Below are 17149 nucleotides of genomic sequence, written 5' to 3'. Positions count from 1 at the left end.
CAGGAACTCGAACGCCGCGGCCTGCTCACCGTGCCCGACCCCGTGCTCGCCGCGCAGTACTTCAACTGGCTGGTTCTCTCCATCCCACTCAACAAGGCCATGTTCCACCCCGACCACAAATCCCCCCGCCCCGAACTGAACCGCTACGCAGACGAAGCAGTGCGGATCTTCCTCGCCGCCTACGCGGCCAAAACCAACACCTGACACCTAAGGGCAGTCCCCGTAGGGTCTATCCCATGATCGGTGTTTCCGGCGTTGTTGATCAGTAGGTCTCGGCTCCCGGCCAGCGGTCACCGAACGTGATGGCGAACGCGTTGATCACTGGCTTCCAGCGCATCGTCCATCGGGCGCGGCCGGTCCCGGTGGGATCCAGGCTGCGGGTCACAAGGTACAGACACTTCATCGCGGCTTGCTCGGTCGGGAAGTGCCCGCGTGCACGGATGGCCCGCCGGTAGCGGGCGTTCAGTGATTCGATCGCGTTAGTGGAACAGATCATTCGCCGGATCTCGATGTCGTAGTCGAGGAAGGGGATGAACTCTTCCCAGGCGTTGCGCCAGAGCCGGATCATCGCCCCGTATTTCTTCCTGCATTTCTCCTCGAGTTCATTCAACGCGATCAGTGCGGCGTCGGGACTGGGCGCGGTGTAGATGGGTTTGATGTCCCGTTTCACCGCGTCCCAGTCCTGACGGGCCACGAGCCGGAAGGTGTTCCGGATCAGGTGAACGATGCAGGTCTGCACGATGGTCTGCGGCCAGACGTTCGCCACGACTTCGGGGAGGCCTTTGAGGCCGTCGCAGACGAGGAAGAACACGTCCCGGACACCGCGGTTCTTCAGGTCGACCAACACGCTCATCCAGAACTTCGCGCCCTCGCCACCAGAGCCCATCCACAAGCCCAGCACGTCCTTGCAGCCGTCCACGGTCACGCCGATGACGGCGTAGACCGGCCGGTTGGCCACCTGACCGTCACGCACCTTCACATGAATCGCGTCGATGAACACCGCCGCGTACACGGGATCGAGCGGGCGGTTGGCCCAGTCGTTCATTTCGGCGACGACCTTGTCGGTGATCCGCGAGATCGTCTCCTTGCTGACCGAAGCTCCGTAGATCTCGGCGAAATGCGCGGAGATCTCCCCGGTGGTCATCCCTTTCGCATACAACGACAGCACGATCTCATCCACATCGCCGAGCCGCCGCTGCCTTTTCTTCACGATCTGCGGCTCGAACGTGCTCTCCCGATCCCGCGGCACATTGATCTCAACCTCGCCGGCAGCCTCCGAAATGACGGTCTTTGATCTGGTTCCGTTCCGCACATTCGTCGAATCGCGCTCGGGCTCGGCCTGGTTCTTCTCGTGGCCAAGATGCTCGGTCATCTCTTCGTTGAGCGCGGTCTCGAGTACGTTCTTGGTGAACAGCTTCAGCAGGCCGTCCGGGCCGGTCAACGCCAACCCTCGCGCCTTGGCCTCGGCCACCATCGCCGCCGCGGCAGCCTGCTCCGGCGACAGCTCCCGCGCCGGCTTCCGGTCACTCTTGCGTGGACTCACAAGGTCCGATGTCATCACTCACAGTGCCCATCCCGCCGGACCTCAGCCCGGCGTGTCGGGCCGGAAAACACCGATCTTGGAACAGTCCCTCCCCGTAACCCGGACACGGGCCCGGTGGCTGATAGTTGATCATGTTGCTTGTGGTGCAGGTGATCACAGCGTCAAGGTCAGAGTGGATCGTCCCGTTCACCGGGCTGGAACCGGGTCAGTTCCGCAAGCTGCTTGCGGCTGGTCGCGGAGCGCGGTGGGCTGGGTGGCGACTCGGCGTGTTCGGAAGTGGTCGTCGCGGTGGTCGTGTCTGGTGCTGGGGTGGTGTCGGCGCGGCGCAGGTCGGGTTCGAGGTAGATGAGGCGGGCGATCCGGACGGCGGTGCGGACTCGTTGCTCGGCGGCGTCGATGGCGTGTGCGATCTCGGCTGCGGTGACTGCGGGGTTGACGGCGATCTTGGCGGCGATCTTGGCGGTGAGGAGCAGTTCGTCGGGGCCGAGGTGCATGGTGCGCATGTGGATGATCGACTCGACGCCGTCGCCGGGTAGCGCGCGCCGGATCGCGGTCTGGTGCTCGCGGCTGGCGCTCTCGCCCACGAGCGGTGATTTCATCTCCACGGCGAGGATCGCGGCGACGACGACCAGCACCAGACCGATCATCGCGGTGCCGGCGGCGTGCTACCGGCCTTCACTGCTGATCAGTGTCGTCGAGACACCGAGGAGTGCGAAGGTGAGGCCGAGTAGCGCGCCGAGGTCTTCGAGGAGGATGACCGGCAGTTCCGGTGCCTTGGCGGTGCGGACGAACCCGGCCCACGAGCGGTTGCCGCGGGTGCGGTTGGACTCGACGACCGCGGTGCGCAGCGCGTCGCCCTCCATGCCCATGGCCAGCAGCAGGATCACGATCGGGAGCCATTGCCAGGAGTCGATCGGGTGCGGGTCGTTCCGCTTGTGCCACGCCTCGTACTGGGCGAACAGGCCACCGACGCTGAACAGCACGATCGAGACGATGAACGCGTAGACTACCGCTCGCGGCCGTAGCCGAACGGGTGTTCCGGGGTGGCGGCCCGCTTCGCACGGCGGCCACCGAGCAGGAGCAGCAGTTGGTTGCTGGTGTCGGCGAGCGAGTGAACCAACTCGGCCAGCATGGACGACGACGCGGTCAGCAAGAACGCGACGAACTTGGTTACCGCGATGCCCAGGTTGGCGAACATCGCCGTGACGCAGTCTTGGTACTTCCCTCGGTAGCCACGACCGCGGTATCGACCATCGCCGGGTAGGACCGTAGCGCCGCCGCAGAACCTGCTCCGCGGAGTGACGGCGACCACGTCGCGCGCATCAGACGATGGTTGGGCACCTACCGCGGGTCGGTGCCGCAGCCGTGGCAGGTGCTGCCGCGCACAGCCGACTCGCTCGGCTCCCGGCGGGGCCGATGTTCGTTTCGGGCAGGCTGGGTTCAGTTGAACCTCGCACGCGGTGACCCCTCGTCCGTGGGCGGGTGCTCGTGGGCGATGATGTCGGCGATGGTCGTTCTCCCAGCGACCACCGTGACATCGGCCTTCTCCCCCCACACCAGAGTGTCCGAGCGGTCTCGCCCGTTGACGGAGATCCGATACGTTGCCGCCGGTAGTCCCAGCCGGTAGGAACCGTCCGCGCCGGTGATCCCGGTGTAGTCGAGCTGGTGCACGTTGCCCGATGAGGTCGGCCTGAACCCGACCATGCAGCCGGCGAGAGGTTGCCCCGACGCTGACACGACGACTCCCTGGACAGCGCCGTCCGTGTGACGGCGTCGCCCAGGGAGCCACCTCATGAGATCATTCCTCAATTCGTGCGTACGGTATGACGGAAAGTGTAGGTCAGGTCAGCCGTACCGCCAATCGAGGTAATTGTTGAACACCGCCTCGGTAATGCGAGTTCCATAGTTCCAGTACTGGTCCCCGCTGGCATGCACGGCGATAGCGCAGAACGCGCCGCAACCAGGATAGTACACCGGTCCGCCACTCTGTCCGGAATCCGTGTCGATGGTGTACAGCAGTTGGTTGCTCCGGCTGCCTTCTATCGGACCGAACATGCCCCACATGGTGAATGGCGGCTGTTTGTCCTGGGGATAACCCACGACCGCTACCCGCGTGCCGTTGTAGGAACTGGTTTGCCAGTGCATGCCAAACCAGCCTGTCGTGTCGCCAACCGTGCAGTTCAGCTTGATCGCGCCGTAGTCGTAGTTGCGATCCAGATCGTTGACCCAGCCCTGGACGGAGTATGCCTCGGTCCCCCAGCAGTAACCATACGGGGAGTTGGTGTCGTCCTGTCCCGGGTATATCCGTACGGACTCGGCCCAGCCGCCCATCGAGGGATGGTAGAGACAGTGACCAGCCGTCGCGACGATGTTCGGTCCATACAGAAACCCGGTGCACCCGCGGGTTGATCCGTCCGGTGCGTCTATGATGAGCACCCCTATGGCGCGTTCCGGGTAGCCCGCGGAATCGGCCGCACGCACTCGGCCGTCGGGGCCGAAAACAGTGTTCGACGAGAAGTCAGGTGTGCCAGCGGGAAGGGTCTGGGTGTCCGGTGGCACACCGTGCTGCACGCCTTCTGAGTCCTTCAGTTCACCGGAACCGGCGGATCCAGCCAGGTGCGCACCGTCACCACCGGTGTTGGCGCCTGCCGAGCGGTCTCCGGATGCGGTCCTGGCCGGCGCCGTTCCGACAGCGGTCAACGGTGTCGAGACCGGCGTGGCCGGTGTCGACACCGGCCCTTTGCCCGCATGCGATGCCGCCGACGCCTCCGGAACCTGGAGCGCAATCACAACGAGTACGGTCGTCGACAACAGGCTGATTCGTCTTCGCATGGAATTTGCTCCCCACGTTGCCTTTACTGGCCCGTTGGGGGACGCGAGACATGGACACGATTACAGCATCAAGCAGACTTCTCAAGATGATCCCAGCGCCATCACCGCCCCCAGCAGGCGAAATCATTGCAACGGATGCCTGCGGTGACAGGTACCGCCAACCGGGTTAAGGGCTGTCACGTAACCCGGGTGTCGGGCTGCTCGGTCGACAGTTGATCATGTCGGTGTGGTGCGGGTGATCACAGCGTCGAGGTCGGAGTGGATTGCCCCGTTCGCGGGGTTGCGGCCGGGCCAGTTCCGCAAGCTCGTACGGCTGGTAGCCCAGCGGGGCGGAGAGGCGATCGCGGCCGGGCGGCCGGGCCGGCTCGCTGGCTGATCGGGTGTTGCTGGTCGCGGTGTACTGGCCTACCGCAAACCCGCGGATGGCAGTGAACTCCCAGAGTGGAAGGAAGAACTCAACACCGTCCACCGCAGCATCCGCGCCCGGGCTGAGCACATCCTGGCCCGGATGAAGTGCTGGAAGATCCCTCCGGGACTACCGCCGTGCCGCCAGCACACTGGCTGACACCGTGTCTGGAATCGCCCACCTCCACGACATCACACTCACCGGCTCACCGGACGGTGAGCTGCTCCTTGCAGGTCGCCGGCTTCGGTGACCGCTACTGGGCGTCGCGAATGGCGGTTTCGGTGGTGGGCCGGTCGGCGCGTCGGGCGTCCGCGCCGGGTTGGGTGCGTGGTCCATGATCGCGACGTGCTGCGGAAGTGCCCCGAGGTCAGGCCATCGGTCGAGGCGGTCGGGCGTCGACACGTCTGATACCGGGACCGCGGTGTCTGCTTCGCCGTAGACTTCGTCACGACGTAGATCGGCGTGGGAGGGACAGGGATGGGGATCATCGCCAAGCTCAAGGGTGAGCTCGTCGACATCATCGAGTGGTTCGACGACAGCCGCTCGACGCTGGCCTGGCGCTTCCCGCGCTACGAGAATGAGATCAAGAACGGTGCGGAGCTGATCGTCCGGGAGGGGCAGCGGGCGGTGTTCGTCTACCGGGGCCAGCTCGCCGACCAGTTCGGGCCCGGTCACTACGAGTTGGTGACCGAGAACCTGCCGATCCTGTCGACGCTGCAGGGGTGGGCGCACGGGTTCCGCAGCCCGTTCCGCAGTGAGGTGTACTTCATCAACACCCGTCCGGTCACCGACCTGCGGTGGGGCACTCCGAGCCCGGTGACCGTGCGTGACCCGGACTTCACGATGGTGCAGGTCCGGGCGAACGGGCTGTGCGTGTTGCGCATCGAGGATCCGGAGATCTTTCTGCGTGAGGTCATCGGCACCGACTCGTCGGTGTCCACCGAGGAGATCTCCGAGTTGCTGCGCCGGGTGATCACCCAGGCGTTCTCGGACATGGTGCTGGAGACCGGGCTGGGCGCGATCGACCTGCAGGGCCGGCAGACCGAGCTGGCCGGCAGGCTCAAGGACTACGTCCAGGAGCGAGTCGACGACGAGTTCGGCCTGCGGATCGACGACGTCGTGATGACGATCACACTGCCCGAGGAGGTCACCCAGGCGATGACCCGCGGTGTGGCCCGCGGTGTCGAGCAGGCCCGCTACCTCGACAACGTCGGTCCGATGGACCGCCTCCAGCAGGGCGCCGCGGCCGAGGCGATGGTCGCCGCCGCACGTAACGAGGGCGGCGGCGCCGGCACGATGATGGGCGCGGGTCTGGGGATGGCGTTGGGCCAGCAGATGGGCACGATGATGGCCGCCGGCACGCAGCAGCCGCCGGTGGCGCCGCAGGCCGGGCCGCCGCCGCTGCCCACGGCCCAGCAGTTCCACGTCGAGATCAACGGGCAGGCGGCAGGCCCGTACACGCCGGACCAGCTGCGTCCGTTCGTGGCGGGTGGTCAGCTCACGCCGGCCACGCTCGTGTGGGCGAACGGCATGGCGGGCTGGGCCGCGGCACAGACCGTGCCCGCTCTGGCCGGCCTGTTCGCCCCGGCCGGCCCGCCCCCGCTACCCGGGCCGCCGCCCGGCGCGTCGGAGCGGGGTCGCACCGCGTGACCGGCCCGAGCGGTCCTCCTCCGCTGCCCGGTGGCCCGCCGCCCTTACCCGGCGGTCCCGGGCCGCACCAGGGCCCGCCGCCCCTACCTGGCGCTCCGAACCAGCCCCGGCCACCGCAGCAGGGCCCGCCGCCGCTGCCCGGCGGTCCCCAGCCGGGTCATCTTCCAGGGCCGGCGCCTGGTCATGCCCGTCCTCCGGCTGGTGGGCGGGAGCAGGTGTTGCGGGCGACGCTGCACGCCACGGAGCAGACCCGCACCTACCCGTGCCACCAGTGCGGCGCGCAGCTGGTGTTCGACATCGCCACCCAACTGCTCAAATGTCGGAGCTGCGGCAACACGCAGCCGATCATCGAGGACGCCGGGCGCTCGGTCGTCGAGCACGACATCGGCCTGATGCGCACCCAGCAGGCACGGATGATGGTCCAGGCCGGCGCGGAGAAGGAGATCGTCTGCCAGAACTGCGGCGGGCACACCACCTTCGGCGGGACCCTGACCGCCACCCGCTGCCCGTACTGCGCAACCCCCATCCAGCGCGACGACATCCACGACGCGCCGAACCGGCTGCCGGTGGACGCGGTGCTGCCGTTCCAGGTCGCCGAGCCGGTCGCCCGCGAGGTCGTGGAGAAGTGGATCAAGAGCCGCTGGTTCGCGCCGAACGAGTTCAAGAAGTACAGCGAGGTCGGCTCGTTCACCAGCGTCTACGCCTCGTACTTCACCTTCGACGCGTCCGCGAACACCGACTACACCGGTGAGCGTGGCACGACCTACACGGTCACCGTCGGGTCGGGGGACAACCAGCGTACCGAGACCCGCGTCCGGTGGACCCACGTGCGCGGCCGGGTGCACAACATGTTCGATGACCTGCCCATCCTGGCCAACACCGGGCTGGACGAGGCCAAGGTCGCCAAGCTGGAGCCGTGGCCGACCGAGCGGGCGCGGCCGTACTCGGCCGAGTACGTCGCCGGGCACCTGAGCCGCACCTACGACCGCACGGCCGAGCAGTGCTTCGAGCCCGCGCGTCAGCAGATGGAGGGCGAGATCGACCGCACGGTTCGGCGGGACATCGGCGGCGACCGGCAGCGGGTGCACAGCAAGGACATCCACTGGTACGACATGCGGTTCAAGTACCTGCTGATGCCCATCTGGCTGCTGACGGTGATCTACGAGGGTAGGCCGTTCCAGGTGTGCATCAACGGCGTGACGGGCGAGGTGCAGGGCCGCCGGCCGATCAGCAAGATCAAGGTCGCGATCGCGGTGATCGTCGCGCTGGTGGTCATCATCGGGGTCCTGGCGCTCTACCAGTCACGCGGAGGCTGAGATGGGAACCGTGCTCCTGGTCATCCTCCTTGTCGTCGTCCTGGTAATCGTCCTCGTGGCGGTGGGCTTCGCCGTCGCGTTGGCGCGCAAGGGAAAACGCCGGTACGCCGACCAGGCCGCCGGACCAGGCCTCGCGCCGGACGCGCCTCGCGAGTGGGCCGGCGCGCACTCCCCGGAAGCGAAGCTGCACCGCAGACTCGCGGCGGCGGCGCGCTCGCTCGCCGCTCAACCGATGGGCGACGCGGCGGCGATCGAGCAGCGGGTCACCATCTCCCAGCAGATCCTGCGACTCGACCAGCAACTCGTCGCGGCGGCCACCATCCCCGGCAACGCCGACCGCCTCGCGGAGATCGAGACACTCGTGCACTCCGTCGAGCAGGCCGTGACGCGACTGGCCACCACCGGCACAGACACGGACATGGACCTGCTCAAACGCACCCAGGCCGAACTCGACGCCGGCGAGTCCGACCGGTAGCCGCGCGGGCCAACCAGCGATGTCCCCCCGCTCCGTCGGGCAAACGCGAACGCCACGCGTTCGACACGCAGGTGGGGGCACGCGCCGCAGCGCTACCTGGCGGCTACCGGGCGCCGTTGACGTCCGTCTCGGCTCCCGGCCAGTTGTCGCGGAGCTTGTCCAGGTAGGACTGGGCCTGCTCGCCGGGTGTGCTGCCCTGGGCGAAGGCGAGCATGTTGCCGGGGCCGGTGTTGTAGCCCAGGGCGAGCAACTCGTCACGGGTGTAGGGGCCGGGCCAGTTCGGGGGCAGTTGGGTGGCCAAATCGTGGAGGTACCAGGCGGCGGCCTGGATGGCGAGATCGGGGTCGTCGGGTAGTTCCTCCCACTGCCGTCCGGCGAAGTCCCTGCCGCGTTTGGTGTCGTCGAACGCGGCGCGGTGCATGTTCGCGATGCCGAAGGAGGCGTCCGGGTCGATCTTCTGCCAAGCCCGTTCGAGGTCGGGGTCGTGTGGTTTGTACGACTCGTTGTACAGGATCGCCATCAGCAGCACCGGGTTGATCCCGGCCGGCCCCGTATGCGTGACGACCTGCGCGGCGTAGCGCGCGGTGCCCTGGTCGCCGGTACCGGGTGCGCGGGAAGGGCTGGACGTGGCCGACGGCGACTCACTCACGTTGCTGGCTGGCGGGCCGGTGGCGCCCGGCGGGGAACAAGCCGCCACGCACGCCAGCACGGCCGCAGCGGCGGCACAGGCGGGTCGTTGGAGTAGCCGTGCTGGCCGACGGTCGTCGCGCAATGCTCGCCTCCTCTCGCACCCCTACCTGTGTACGCGGGCATCCTGTTCTTCGCCAGCGTAGGCCCTACGCCGTGGGCGGCGAGGCACCCGACCTGATCCTGCTGTTCCTCGTCGGCGTGCTCGGCTTCGCCATGCGCCGCTACGGCCTGCGTGTGCTCCCGGCCGTCACCGGCGTGATCCTCGGCCCGGCCGCGGAACTGCAGATCCTCGCGCACTGCAGATCAGCGACGGCAGCCTCACCAGCCTGGTCAACTCCCCACTGGCCGTGGTGATCTACCTGATCATCAGGTACTCCTCGCCTGACACTGCTGCGCCGGTTCATCCGCCGGCGACGGGGGCCGAGGACCGCGAGACCATCGACGCGTGACGTGAGGGACGACGCTTCCGCCGCGCTGGCGACGAAAGCGTCGTCCCTCAAGCGGGGATCGGGGAGTCAGGGGGTGAGGTCGAGGTTGACGGTGAAATCGTCCTTGTCGCCGAAGTAGTTCGACTCGTCGAGCGAGGGGGAGTAGGTGTCGACGATCAGCTTGTTCTGGTCGAGGTCGAACTGCAGCAGGCGCAGGTAGGCGGACCCGCCTTCGGGGCCGGACTGGTAGTCGGCGAGCATTTCGACCACCTGGCGGCCGCCGCCGAGGTCCTTGACGTTGGTGGCGGTGCCGTGGATGTGGCCGGCGATGACCGCGACCACGTTGTCGTGCGGCTGGACGAGCCGGGTGAAGATCTGCCCGCCCTGGCCGCTGTAGGCGCCGTTGGTGTCGATGTACTCGTGCACGGCGATGATCACGGGGGTGTTCGGGTGCGCGGTGAGGACCTGGGCGGCCCAGTCGAAGTCGCCGGTCCGCATGGCCCAGGCCAGGTGCAGCACGAGGACCTCGGTGCCGGCGACGTCGACCAGGTCGTAGTGCTGCCGGTTGTTCTGGTAGGACTCGCCGTACACCGGGGAGCCGGCGAACCGGTCGGCACCGAAGTGCCGCTGGAAGTACCGGTAGTCGACGAAGATCGCGCCGAACAGCGCGACGTCGTGGTTGCCAGCGGCCACCCCGTAGGGGAACCCGGCGGCCTCGAGGACGCCCATGCTCGACGAGGCGTTCTGCCACTGCCGGTCCACCAGGTGGTCGTCGACGATGTCGCCGGTGTGCGTGGCGTAGACCAGCTTGCGCGTGTCGGCGTTGTCGACGATCCACCGGGTCTGGGCGTTGAAGTGGCCGGGATAGCTTTCCGAGTAGTACTGGGTGTCGGGCAGCCAGACGATCGCGGCGTCGTAGCCGCTCGGATCGGGCAACTCGGCATGCGCGGCGCCGACGCCGTCGACCGGTTGCGCGGCGGCACCGGTGACCGGCAGACAGAACAACGCGCTACTCAGCATGACCGCGGCGGCACGGAGTGCGCGTCGCCGGTAGGGACTGATCACAGTGGGCTCCTTCGATGCAGGGGAAGGACATCCAGAACGTCGTAACGACGCACCTGAGTCCCTACCAGGAGCGCGAATCCGGGCGGTGAAGTCCCACTGAACAGTGTCCGGTTCACCGCTGCGTGAACCAGATCCCGGACTCCGGGTAGTGGGGTGCGGGGCGGCCGGAAACCGTGCCGGCCCCGCACGAGTGGTTCAGCCGACCCGTGTGATGCGGCCCGCGCCGCCCTCGGGGTAGTCGGCGGCGGTGACCGTGCCGCCGAGACCTTCGGTGAGGTAGCCGGCGAGGGCTTGCTGGTAAGTCACGCCGACGGTGGTGAACGGCAGGCCGCGAAAGTCCCGATTCATCACTGGTTTGAAGGTACGGGTCGTCCCCGCATAGGTCGTCACCCACGGGGTACGCGCGAGGGAACAACTCGGTGGAGGTGAATCAGCATGCAGCACGACGAGTTCATGGGTCTGGTGCAGGACCGGGCGAAGTTGCCCAGCCGGGGTGACGCGGAGGCTGCGACCAGGGCGACGCTCGAGACCCTGGGGGAGCGGATCCCGGAGATGCTGGCGGGTAACCTGGCCGGCCAGCTCCCTGAGGAGATCGGCGAGCACCTGCGGCGCACGGTCACGATGGGTGGCGCGGGTTCTGGCGAGCGGTTCGACCGAGACGAGTTCATCGCGCGGGTGGCCCAGCGGGACCGCACCGACGAGCCGGCGGCCACGTACCGGGCGCGAGTGGTCTTCGAGGTGCTGCGCGAGGCCACGACCGGCGGCGTGGTCGACAAGGTCCGCGGGTCACTCCCGGACGACCTGCGGTCGCTGGTCGACGCGGGCAGCAGCGGACAGCTGGACTGAATTTGGGTGGAAGGGAGCGAGCGTGATGGGACGCCGGTCCGACGTGACCAAGGACTGGCCGGAGCAGTCGCGGGAGGCGGCCTCGCTTGTGATCGACAGGTACGGCGAGCCGCAGGGAGGGCACCGAGTCGACGCTGACCTGGTCGCTGGGTCGGCCGCTGGAAGAGGGTGGCCGAGCTGAACGGCGTCGACGGGATCACCCACGAACGACTGCGGCATCTACGCGCATGTGAATACCACGACTGCACCGACGTCGCATCCGCCATCACCTATGGGGACGGCCGACAGCAGTCAGACGGCCAGTAGCCTCACGGTCGACCAGCGCTGAAGGCGGTTGCCGGGCTTGGCAGCACGGATGGCCGGTCGGTGGTGAGCGGAGGCTGCTCTCTACGGTGCCGGTCGAAGGCTCGACCGCTCGTTGCTGGCTGCTCTGGGTTTCGTGAGCGCGTGGAGACGGGATCAGGACGCGCTGCTGCCCATGTCCCGTCATCTCGCCGTCGACTTGATAAGCGACGCCGATCGCTCAGGTAGCGGTTGACCTGGGGATCCATGCCGGGACGCCAGCGAACTGGGTCAAGCAGGACTTGATCGCACGGGGCGCGGCCGAGGGGCTGAGCGGTGACGAGCGGGCCGAGCTTGCTCGGTTGCGTGCGGAGAACGCCGAGTTGCGGATGGAACGGGACGTCCTCGAGCGATCGGTGGTCCTGTGGGTGAAGGAGGCGACGCGGTGAGCCTGGCCGCGTTCATTGCCGACCAGAAAACCAGTCATCACGTGCCGCACGCGGTCGCTTGCCGGGCTCTGACGGTGTCGGAGTCCTGGTTCTACAAGTGGAACTCTCGCCAACACCAGCAGACGCCTACGCCGGCTGAGTAGCGGCGGGCCGAGGTCGACGCGGCCGTTGCCGAAGCGTTCGAGGCCGCCCACGGCCTGCACGGTTCGCCGCGTATTCACGTCGATTTACGCGCTGCTGGATGGGGTGGTGGGCGAGAAGACGGTGGCGAAGTCGATGAAGCGGCGGAAGAACTTGACCCGGCCGGATAAGCGGGCAATGCCGTGACTTGGGTCGGCGATATGATCGAGATCCCCACTGACGAGGGCAAGCTCTACCTCTGGACGGCGATCGACCTGTTCTCCCGTCGGTTGCTCGGCTACGCCACCAGCCGCCATCCCGACGCCGAACTCGCTGGTGAGACCATCAAGATGGCTGTCGCCGCCCGTGGCGGGAAGGACCAGGTGGCGGGGGTGATCTTTCAGTCCGATCGTGGCTCGACCTACACCGCCCACACCTTCACCACGCTCTGCGACAAGCTCAATATTCGGCCATTCGATGGGCGGGACCGGGTCGTGTTCGACAACGCGGCGGCCGAATCGTTCTTTTCTACCCTCGAGCACGAAGGTATTGTCACGACATCATTTCACAACCCGTGATGAAGTACAGCGAGTTATTGTCAAATGGACCGCTGGCCGGGAGCCGAAGCCTACTGATCAACAACGCCGGACACACCGATCATGGGATAGACCCGTACGGGCTGCCGTAAACGCGTCGGGCGGTTTGCTACTGGTAGCGGAGGATGAGCCGGATCAGTTCGTAGCTGCTGCCTCGGTTCGCGGTGCCGGGGTTGGCGGTGACGGTGATCGTGTCGTTCGCGGTGTCGAGAGTGGTGGGGATGTTGGTGATCCGGGCGGGTTCCTTGGGGGTGTCGGGGTTGGGCATCCACATGGCTTGGGCGGAGGCAACGCTGGTGATGTCGGTGTTGGCGAAGTGGACGGTGACGGGTTGGTTGGCCAGGGTCTTCGTCGGGATGAGGACGGTGATCGACTTGGCCACGGTGTTGTTGGATGCCGCTGTGTCAGGGGTGCCGGTGGTTTGCAGCGAGTGGTAGGACATGCTGGTGGCCATCCAGCGGAACGCTTGGCCGTGGGGTAGGTCGGTGTAGCCGCCGGATTCTTCGTTGACCAGTCCGATGCCCTGGGCGATGTCCGGGGCGGGCCAGTAGGTCATGGCGGTCGCGCCCGCCCGGATCAGTGTGTGCATGACGAGGACCATGTTGTTCACCGACCGCAGGGCGCGTTTGTTGTCGGTGGAGTGGCCCTTGGTCGCGGCCCATTCGGAGACGAAGATCGCGTTCTTCCCGGTCCTTGATTTGATGGCGGCGAGGTTGGGGGCGATGTTCGAGTAGTGCGTGGGCTGTGCTTGGTCGTCGCCGGAGTAGACGTGCAGGTCGATCCCGTCGACGTTGGGCCAGCTGGAGTTGGCGTCGAAGACCGCCTTGATGGCGCTGAACTCGGTCGGTCGGGTCCAGTCGCCGGTCACGTACACCTTGGCGGTGGGATCGGTGGCTTTGATGCGGTTGGTGATGGCCCGCGCGACTGTCGCGTACCGGCGGAGTTTGACCGCCCGGTCGGTGCCGCCGCCCCACTGCAGCCACCACTCGTTGCCCACCAGCCAGTACTTCACCTTGTCTCCATGGGCCAGCACCAGGTCTCGAGCTTGGTTGGCGAGGGCGTTGAGGTTGGCGGAGGTCGGATTGTCGAGGTAGGGGGCGGTGCGTGTGACGAACGCGAGGTTCGGGGCGGCGTTCTTCGCCTGGGTGGCGTTCGCGCCGGGCACGTCGGGGACGTGGGTCCAGCCGGGAGTTCGGTTGGTCGCCCAGTCGTAGTGCTCGGACTCCCAGCCGCCCGGGAACCGCAGCATCTTGTAGTTGAAGGTGCGCATCTTCTCGGCGAACGCCGGAAACTCGGCGTGGGTGATCTGTCGCCACTCGTTGTTCACACCGTAGACAGTCGGCTGCAGTGGGACCCTGTTGTTGGGGTAAACGTAGGCGTGCACGGCCGCCTTCGGGCCCACCTCCGCGCTCGCGGCCATGACGGCAGGCATGAGGACAACCAAGCCGACGGCGAGGGCTCTGTGCAGTATCGGTGACACGTGCATGATCCACCTCTTCCCGGCGTGTTCGAGCACCGACTCACGCCGTCTCTCTTTTGATCATGGTCGCCCACGGCGGTGACGGAAGCACAACACGAGGTTCGCACTGCGACCTGTGGGTCGAATTGCCGAATTGACCATACGAAGGAGCCAGCACTTCGGCGGCGCCTGTCACCTGGAGGTGGAAGACCCCGCCCGGGGCGCCTACTCTGGGAAGGGGCCCTGAATCCGGGTCCCCGTTCGCCGACACTCGGACGCGGGATCGTGAGCGCGAGCTACTCGTCCCCGTTACCGTGCCGTCAGCTCGTCACTGAACCGCTCCGAGCAAACGGTTCGCTCCACCTTCTGATCGTGGGCGACGGCATCCTAGACATCGTTGCCAGGCAAGTACGCTGCACGGCACAGGCCGGCCCAAATTAGTGACCTCGGGGCCAGAATCATGGACTGAACCACGGTGTTGCCTGGCAAAACCTACTGCTCGTCCTCGTTTGGTCGGGCAGTCTTCGAGCGCGATCCGGAGGCCAGGCAGGCTTCGGCCCCTAACCGACAAATCGAGGGGAAGGCATTCCTCGTGGTCGCGCCTGATCAGGGATGAGCCGATCGGTGCGGGGAGTCCAGCCCATGCTTCCGCCCGGCCAACAGACTGACGGCTACTGGACCACGATGTGTGGGTCCCACTTGTAGTACCCCAGTTGCTTGCCCGTCCTGTCGACGACCATGAAGTAGAAGCGGTAGGTCTGCTCGCCCTTCTTCAGCGCGGTGGCTTCCCAGAAGTAGTCGTTGACCGTCTGCATGGTGGGGTGCAGCGGATCGTTCATGCTCGGCAGGGGGATTTGGAGGCCCTGGACCACGTAGCACTTGGGTTGGCTGATGACCCCCTGATCCTGGTCATACGGCGCGTACTGGTACAGGAGGACGCTGTAGTCGTGGTTGCACGAATAGGTCGTCTCACGCCACCTGATGTGGTCGCTCAGGCTCATGTCAACGGTCAGTTCGCTGCCTCCCTGGTCGCCACCGACGTTCCCCTGCCGCGTGTGCATGGAGATGTACTTGTCCGAATCCCCGATCCACGTCGGGTCGTCCGACTTCTGGCTCGGTCTGTGGTCATCCAGGAGGGTCTCGACATCGATTGAGATGAGCACATTGATGTTGGGCAGGTCCGTACCGGTGGGCTGGTACAGCGCGACCTCGGGGTATTCGGCGGCTACGGCGGTCATTGGCACTCCTCAGGGTAATCGGGGTTTCCCCCCGACGGGGTCGGGATCCGCGATCGGCGATATGGCAGGCGTGGATCTTTCCGGTATCACGAATGCGTACTACCGGCCGGCGCGTAGATCGACATTGGATTGCTGGTAAACAAATGAGCCGCAAATGAGGCCGGTAAATATCGCAACTTATTGCAGCACGCACCGCAGGGACGGGTCAAGTCGCTTAAAAGGGGGAATACAGCTACCCTATTGAGTGACGTGACCAGGCAGTCAATCAAGACATTGATTGCACTTCCGGGCCCAGCCGATGCACCGCAGCCGATTCACGCGATGCTGGCGCGCATGGCGGTCTTTCGGGTGTCCCTATGTGGTTGTCAAGCCGTAGCCGGGGCGGAAGTTGTCTTGGGGTTTCGGTGGTGGGTCTTGTTGCGGAGCGTGGCGAAGATGACGTCGCAGTGGCGGCGGGCCAGGCAGATGAGGGCGGCGTTGTGCTTCTTGCCCTCTGCTCTCTTGCGGTCGTAGTAGGTGCGGCTGGTGGGGTCGGCCAGGGCGGCGAACGCGGCGAGGGAGAACGCTCGTTTGAGCTTGCGGTTGCCGGTTCGGGCTGGGTGTTCGCCTTTGATAGAGGAGCCCGGAGCTGCGGGTGACGGGGGCGATGCCTGCGTAGGCGGCCAGGTGCGCGGAGGAGGCGAAGTGGGAGGCGTCGCCGATCTCGAGCAGGATGCGGGCCGCGGTCCTGATGCCGATGCCGGGCATCGAGACCAGGACCTCGGAGAGAGGGTGCGCATCGCGGATCTCCTCCACTTCGGTGGCCACTTGTTTGCGTTGTGTCAGAACGGTTGAGTCGGGGAAGCACGGTGTCGGCCGCGGCGGTGCCGGGGACGGTGACGGTCCGCTCGTCCAGCACGGCCAGGATTGCCTCGACCAGCTTTCGCCCATGCGGGGCGCGTGTTTGGTGGCGATGGCGGCGACCTTGCGCCGTCCGGCCTTGGCGATGCTGGTGGGGTCGCCGCAGCGGGAGAGGATCTCCAGCACTGCCGGATGGCTGATCCGCTCGACACCAGCAGCAGCTGCAAACCTGCACACTCACCTCGGAGGAGCTGCCCCAGTCATGATCGCCAACGCGCGCGTGATCCTCCACAGCCGTGCGGCCCGCTGGGTCACGGTCACGACGCTGGCCATGTGGGCTGTGGCAGCCGTGACCGGGCGACGCTCGCTGGAGATCGACCTGTCCGCTCAGTTCCCGCCCACGAAACTGCCGGTGGTCGAGATGTGCTCGATCCTGTCCGCCAGGCTGCTGGGGATCCTGATGCGTCCGCGCCTGTGGGAGTGGGACCGCATCGAGGCTGTCGCAGCCGGCGCCGGCATCGTGCTGCCGGCCCTGTGCGTACTCGCCGTGGTCCCATGGCTGCCTGCCGCGGCTCCTTGGGGATGGGTGCTGGCCGCAGGTCGACGCCGACACCCGCCTGGTCGTCGCCTCCGGCGACCCATCCGGCATCGATCAACTGGCCGGTCGGCCGGTCATGGCCGACGGCGGCTCCCAGGGCAACCCGGACGTGGTCATGCCCTACCGCAAGCCTCGCGACGGCAGCGAACTCCCGAGTGGCAGGAACAGCTCAACGCCACCCACCGCAAGGTCCACGCCCGCGGTCGACCACGCCCTTGCCGACATGAAGAACCGGAAAATCCTCCGCGACTACCGGCGAGCCGCACACACCCTCGCCACCACCGCATCCGGGATCGCGTTCCTCCGCGACCTCACC

General features: G+C 66.6%; 18 protein-coding genes and 5 pseudogenes. 12 read left to right on the top strand and 11 right to left on the bottom strand.

Annotation, left to right across the window (positions count from 1 at the left end; genetic code table 11):
- Positions 1-204: TetR/AcrR family transcriptional regulator C-terminal domain-containing protein (locus JT362_RS04275; RefSeq protein WP_260189675.1), on the top strand; the 204-nt coding region annotated here is incomplete at its 5' end.
- A 58-nt stretch (positions 205-262) separates the two neighbouring features.
- Here JT362_RS04275 and JT362_RS04270 read toward each other — a convergent pair.
- The gene (locus JT362_RS04270) at positions 263-1558 is read right to left on the bottom strand and encodes an IS256 family transposase (RefSeq protein ID WP_260189674.1); all 1296 of its coding nucleotides are present in this window, start codon (positions 1556-1558) and stop codon (positions 263-265) included.
- A gap of 128 nt (positions 1559-1686) precedes the next feature.
- Here JT362_RS04270 and JT362_RS04265 point away from each other — a divergent pair.
- Positions 1687-1792 (top strand): annotated as a pseudogene (locus JT362_RS04265) (IS5/IS1182 family transposase); the annotation flags it as partial.
- Positions 1793-1923: 131 nt separating this feature from the next.
- Positions 1924-2079 carry a hypothetical protein gene (locus JT362_RS35550; protein ID WP_375546436.1) on the top strand — a complete coding sequence of 52 codons (156 nt, stop codon included), beginning with the start codon at positions 1924-1926 and terminating at the stop codon, positions 2077-2079.
- A gap of 129 nt (positions 2080-2208) precedes the next feature.
- Here the strand turns inward: JT362_RS35550 and JT362_RS35545 are convergent, their stop codons facing one another.
- The 4 genes from JT362_RS35545 to JT362_RS04250 all read right to left on the bottom strand — a co-directional run bounded on the left by JT362_RS35545 (position 2209) and on the right by JT362_RS04250 (position 4375).
- Positions 2209-2526: a cation diffusion facilitator family transporter gene (locus JT362_RS35545; protein ID WP_375546435.1), complete on the bottom strand. Its 318-nt coding sequence runs from the start codon at positions 2524-2526 to the stop codon at positions 2209-2211.
- Between the two features lie 23 nt (positions 2527-2549).
- Entirely contained in the window at positions 2550-2741 is a 192-nt protein-coding gene (locus JT362_RS35540) for a cation efflux transmembrane domain-containing protein (protein WP_375546434.1), read from the bottom strand.
- Positions 2742-2983: 242 nt separating this feature from the next.
- Positions 2984-3337: a carboxypeptidase-like regulatory domain-containing protein gene (locus tag JT362_RS04255; RefSeq protein ID WP_260189687.1), complete on the bottom strand. Its 354-nt coding sequence runs from the start codon at positions 3335-3337 to the stop codon at positions 2984-2986.
- 51 nt (positions 3338-3388) lie between these two features.
- Entirely contained in the window at positions 3389-4375 is a 987-nt protein-coding gene (locus tag JT362_RS04250) for a trypsin-like serine peptidase (RefSeq protein ID WP_260189673.1), read from the bottom strand.
- Between the two features lie 229 nt (positions 4376-4604).
- On the opposite strand from JT362_RS04250, the pseudogene JT362_RS04245 reads away from it, so the two are divergent.
- The 4 genes and pseudogenes from JT362_RS04245 (at position 4605) to JT362_RS04230 (ending at position 8222) form a co-directional block, all read left to right on the top strand.
- A pseudogene (locus JT362_RS04245) lies at positions 4605-5031 on the top strand (hypothetical protein).
- Positions 5032-5258: 227 nt separating this feature from the next.
- The gene (locus JT362_RS04240) at positions 5259-6431 is read left to right on the top strand and encodes an SPFH domain-containing protein (protein ID WP_260189672.1); all 1173 of its coding nucleotides are present in this window, start codon (positions 5259-5261) and stop codon (positions 6429-6431) included.
- A gap of 215 nt (positions 6432-6646) precedes the next feature.
- Positions 6647-7747 (top strand): TFIIB-type zinc ribbon-containing protein, encoded by a 1101-nt coding sequence (locus JT362_RS04235; protein ID WP_260189671.1) that lies wholly within the window; start codon positions 6647-6649, stop codon positions 7745-7747.
- A 1-nt stretch (position 7748) separates the two neighbouring features.
- Positions 7749-8222 carry a hypothetical protein gene (locus tag JT362_RS04230; protein ID WP_260189670.1) on the top strand — a complete coding sequence of 158 codons (474 nt, stop codon included), beginning with the start codon at positions 7749-7751 and terminating at the stop codon, positions 8220-8222.
- Between the two features lie 103 nt (positions 8223-8325).
- Here JT362_RS04230 and JT362_RS04225 read toward each other — a convergent pair whose 3' ends face one another.
- Positions 8326-8871 carry a transglycosylase SLT domain-containing protein gene (locus JT362_RS04225; protein ID WP_260189669.1) on the bottom strand — a complete coding sequence of 182 codons (546 nt, stop codon included), beginning with the start codon at positions 8869-8871 and terminating at the stop codon, positions 8326-8328.
- A gap of 150 nt (positions 8872-9021) precedes the next feature.
- On the opposite strand from JT362_RS04225, the pseudogene JT362_RS04220 reads away from it, so the two are divergent.
- Positions 9022-9361: pseudogene (locus JT362_RS04220) on the top strand (tripartite tricarboxylate transporter permease); the annotation flags it as partial.
- 66 nt (positions 9362-9427) lie between these two features.
- On the opposite strand, the gene JT362_RS04215 reads toward JT362_RS04220, so the two are convergent.
- Positions 9428-10405 carry a metallophosphoesterase gene (locus JT362_RS04215; RefSeq protein WP_260189668.1) on the bottom strand — a complete coding sequence of 326 codons (978 nt, stop codon included), beginning with the start codon at positions 10403-10405 and terminating at the stop codon, positions 9428-9430.
- Between the two features lie 195 nt (positions 10406-10600).
- On the bottom strand, positions 10601-10756 hold the full coding sequence (locus JT362_RS04210; protein ID WP_260189667.1) for a hypothetical protein: 156 nt from the start codon (positions 10754-10756) through the stop codon (positions 10601-10603).
- 84 nt (positions 10757-10840) lie between these two features.
- Here JT362_RS04210 and JT362_RS04205 point away from each other — a divergent pair, with 84 nt between their 5' ends.
- From JT362_RS04205 to JT362_RS04195, 3 genes are all read left to right on the top strand, one after another.
- Positions 10841-11251, top strand: coding sequence for a DUF2267 domain-containing protein (locus JT362_RS04205; RefSeq protein WP_260189666.1), 411 nt, complete (start codon positions 10841-10843; stop codon positions 11249-11251).
- Between the two features lie 584 nt (positions 11252-11835).
- Complete coding sequence (locus tag JT362_RS04200) at positions 11836-11982, top strand: hypothetical protein (RefSeq protein ID WP_260189665.1); 147 nt, start codon at positions 11836-11838, stop codon at positions 11980-11982.
- A gap of 323 nt (positions 11983-12305) precedes the next feature.
- Positions 12306-12680, top strand: a complete 375-nt coding sequence (locus JT362_RS04195) for a DDE-type integrase/transposase/recombinase (RefSeq protein WP_311202661.1) — start codon at positions 12306-12308, stop codon at positions 12678-12680.
- Between the two features lie 127 nt (positions 12681-12807).
- On the opposite strand, the gene JT362_RS04190 is transcribed toward JT362_RS04195, so the two are convergent.
- From JT362_RS04190 to JT362_RS04180, 3 genes and pseudogenes are all read right to left on the bottom strand, one after another.
- On the bottom strand, positions 12808-14130 hold the full coding sequence (locus tag JT362_RS04190; protein ID WP_260189663.1) for a hypothetical protein: 1323 nt from the start codon (positions 14128-14130) through the stop codon (positions 12808-12810).
- Positions 14131-14828: 698 nt separating this feature from the next.
- Positions 14829-15395 (bottom strand): AidA/PixA family protein, encoded by a 567-nt coding sequence (locus tag JT362_RS04185; protein ID WP_260189662.1) that lies wholly within the window; start codon positions 15393-15395, stop codon positions 14829-14831.
- Between the two features lie 365 nt (positions 15396-15760).
- Positions 15761-16439 (bottom strand): annotated as a pseudogene (locus JT362_RS04180) (transposase); the annotation flags it as partial.
- 395 nt (positions 16440-16834) lie between these two features.
- On the opposite strand from JT362_RS04180, the pseudogene JT362_RS04175 reads away from it, so the two are divergent.
- A pseudogene (locus JT362_RS04175) lies at positions 16835-17146 on the top strand (transposase family protein); the annotation flags it as partial.
- Between the last annotated feature and the right edge of the window lie 3 nt (positions 17147-17149).

The organism is Actinophytocola gossypii, from assembly GCF_025165815.1.
Taxonomy (GTDB): Bacteria; Actinomycetota; Actinomycetes; order Mycobacteriales; family Pseudonocardiaceae; genus Actinophytocola; species Actinophytocola gossypii.
The sequence above is the reverse complement of the archived record's forward strand: the minus strand, read 5'-3'. Positions and strand labels throughout refer to the sequence as shown.

Excerpts from the sequence above, each read along its gene's own strand:
- JT362_RS04205 (WP_260189666.1), top strand. The coding sequence starts at position 10,841 with ATGCAGCACGACGAGTTCATGGGTCTGGTGCAGGACCGGGCGAAGTTG.
- JT362_RS35540 (WP_375546434.1), bottom strand. The coding sequence starts at position 2,741 with ATGTTCGCCAACCTGGGCATCGCGGTAACCAAGTTCGTCGCGTTCTTG.
- JT362_RS04190 (WP_260189663.1), bottom strand. The coding sequence starts at position 14,130 with ATGCCTGCCGTCATGGCCGCGAGCGCGGAGGTGGGCCCGAAGGCGGCC.
- JT362_RS04270 (WP_260189674.1), bottom strand. The coding sequence starts at position 1,558 with ATGACATCGGACCTTGTGAGTCCACGCAAGAGTGACCGGAAGCCGGCG.
- JT362_RS04240 (WP_260189672.1), top strand. The coding sequence starts at position 5,259 with ATGGGGATCATCGCCAAGCTCAAGGGTGAGCTCGTCGACATCATCGAG.
- JT362_RS04255 (WP_260189687.1), bottom strand. The coding sequence starts at position 3,337 with ATGAGGTGGCTCCCTGGGCGACGCCGTCACACGGACGGCGCTGTCCAG.
- JT362_RS04250 (WP_260189673.1), bottom strand. The coding sequence starts at position 4,375 with ATGCGAAGACGAATCAGCCTGTTGTCGACGACCGTACTCGTTGTGATT.
- JT362_RS04185 (WP_260189662.1), bottom strand. The coding sequence starts at position 15,395 with ATGACCGCCGTAGCCGCCGAATACCCCGAGGTCGCGCTGTACCAGCCC.
- JT362_RS04230 (WP_260189670.1), top strand. The coding sequence starts at position 7,749 with ATGGGAACCGTGCTCCTGGTCATCCTCCTTGTCGTCGTCCTGGTAATC.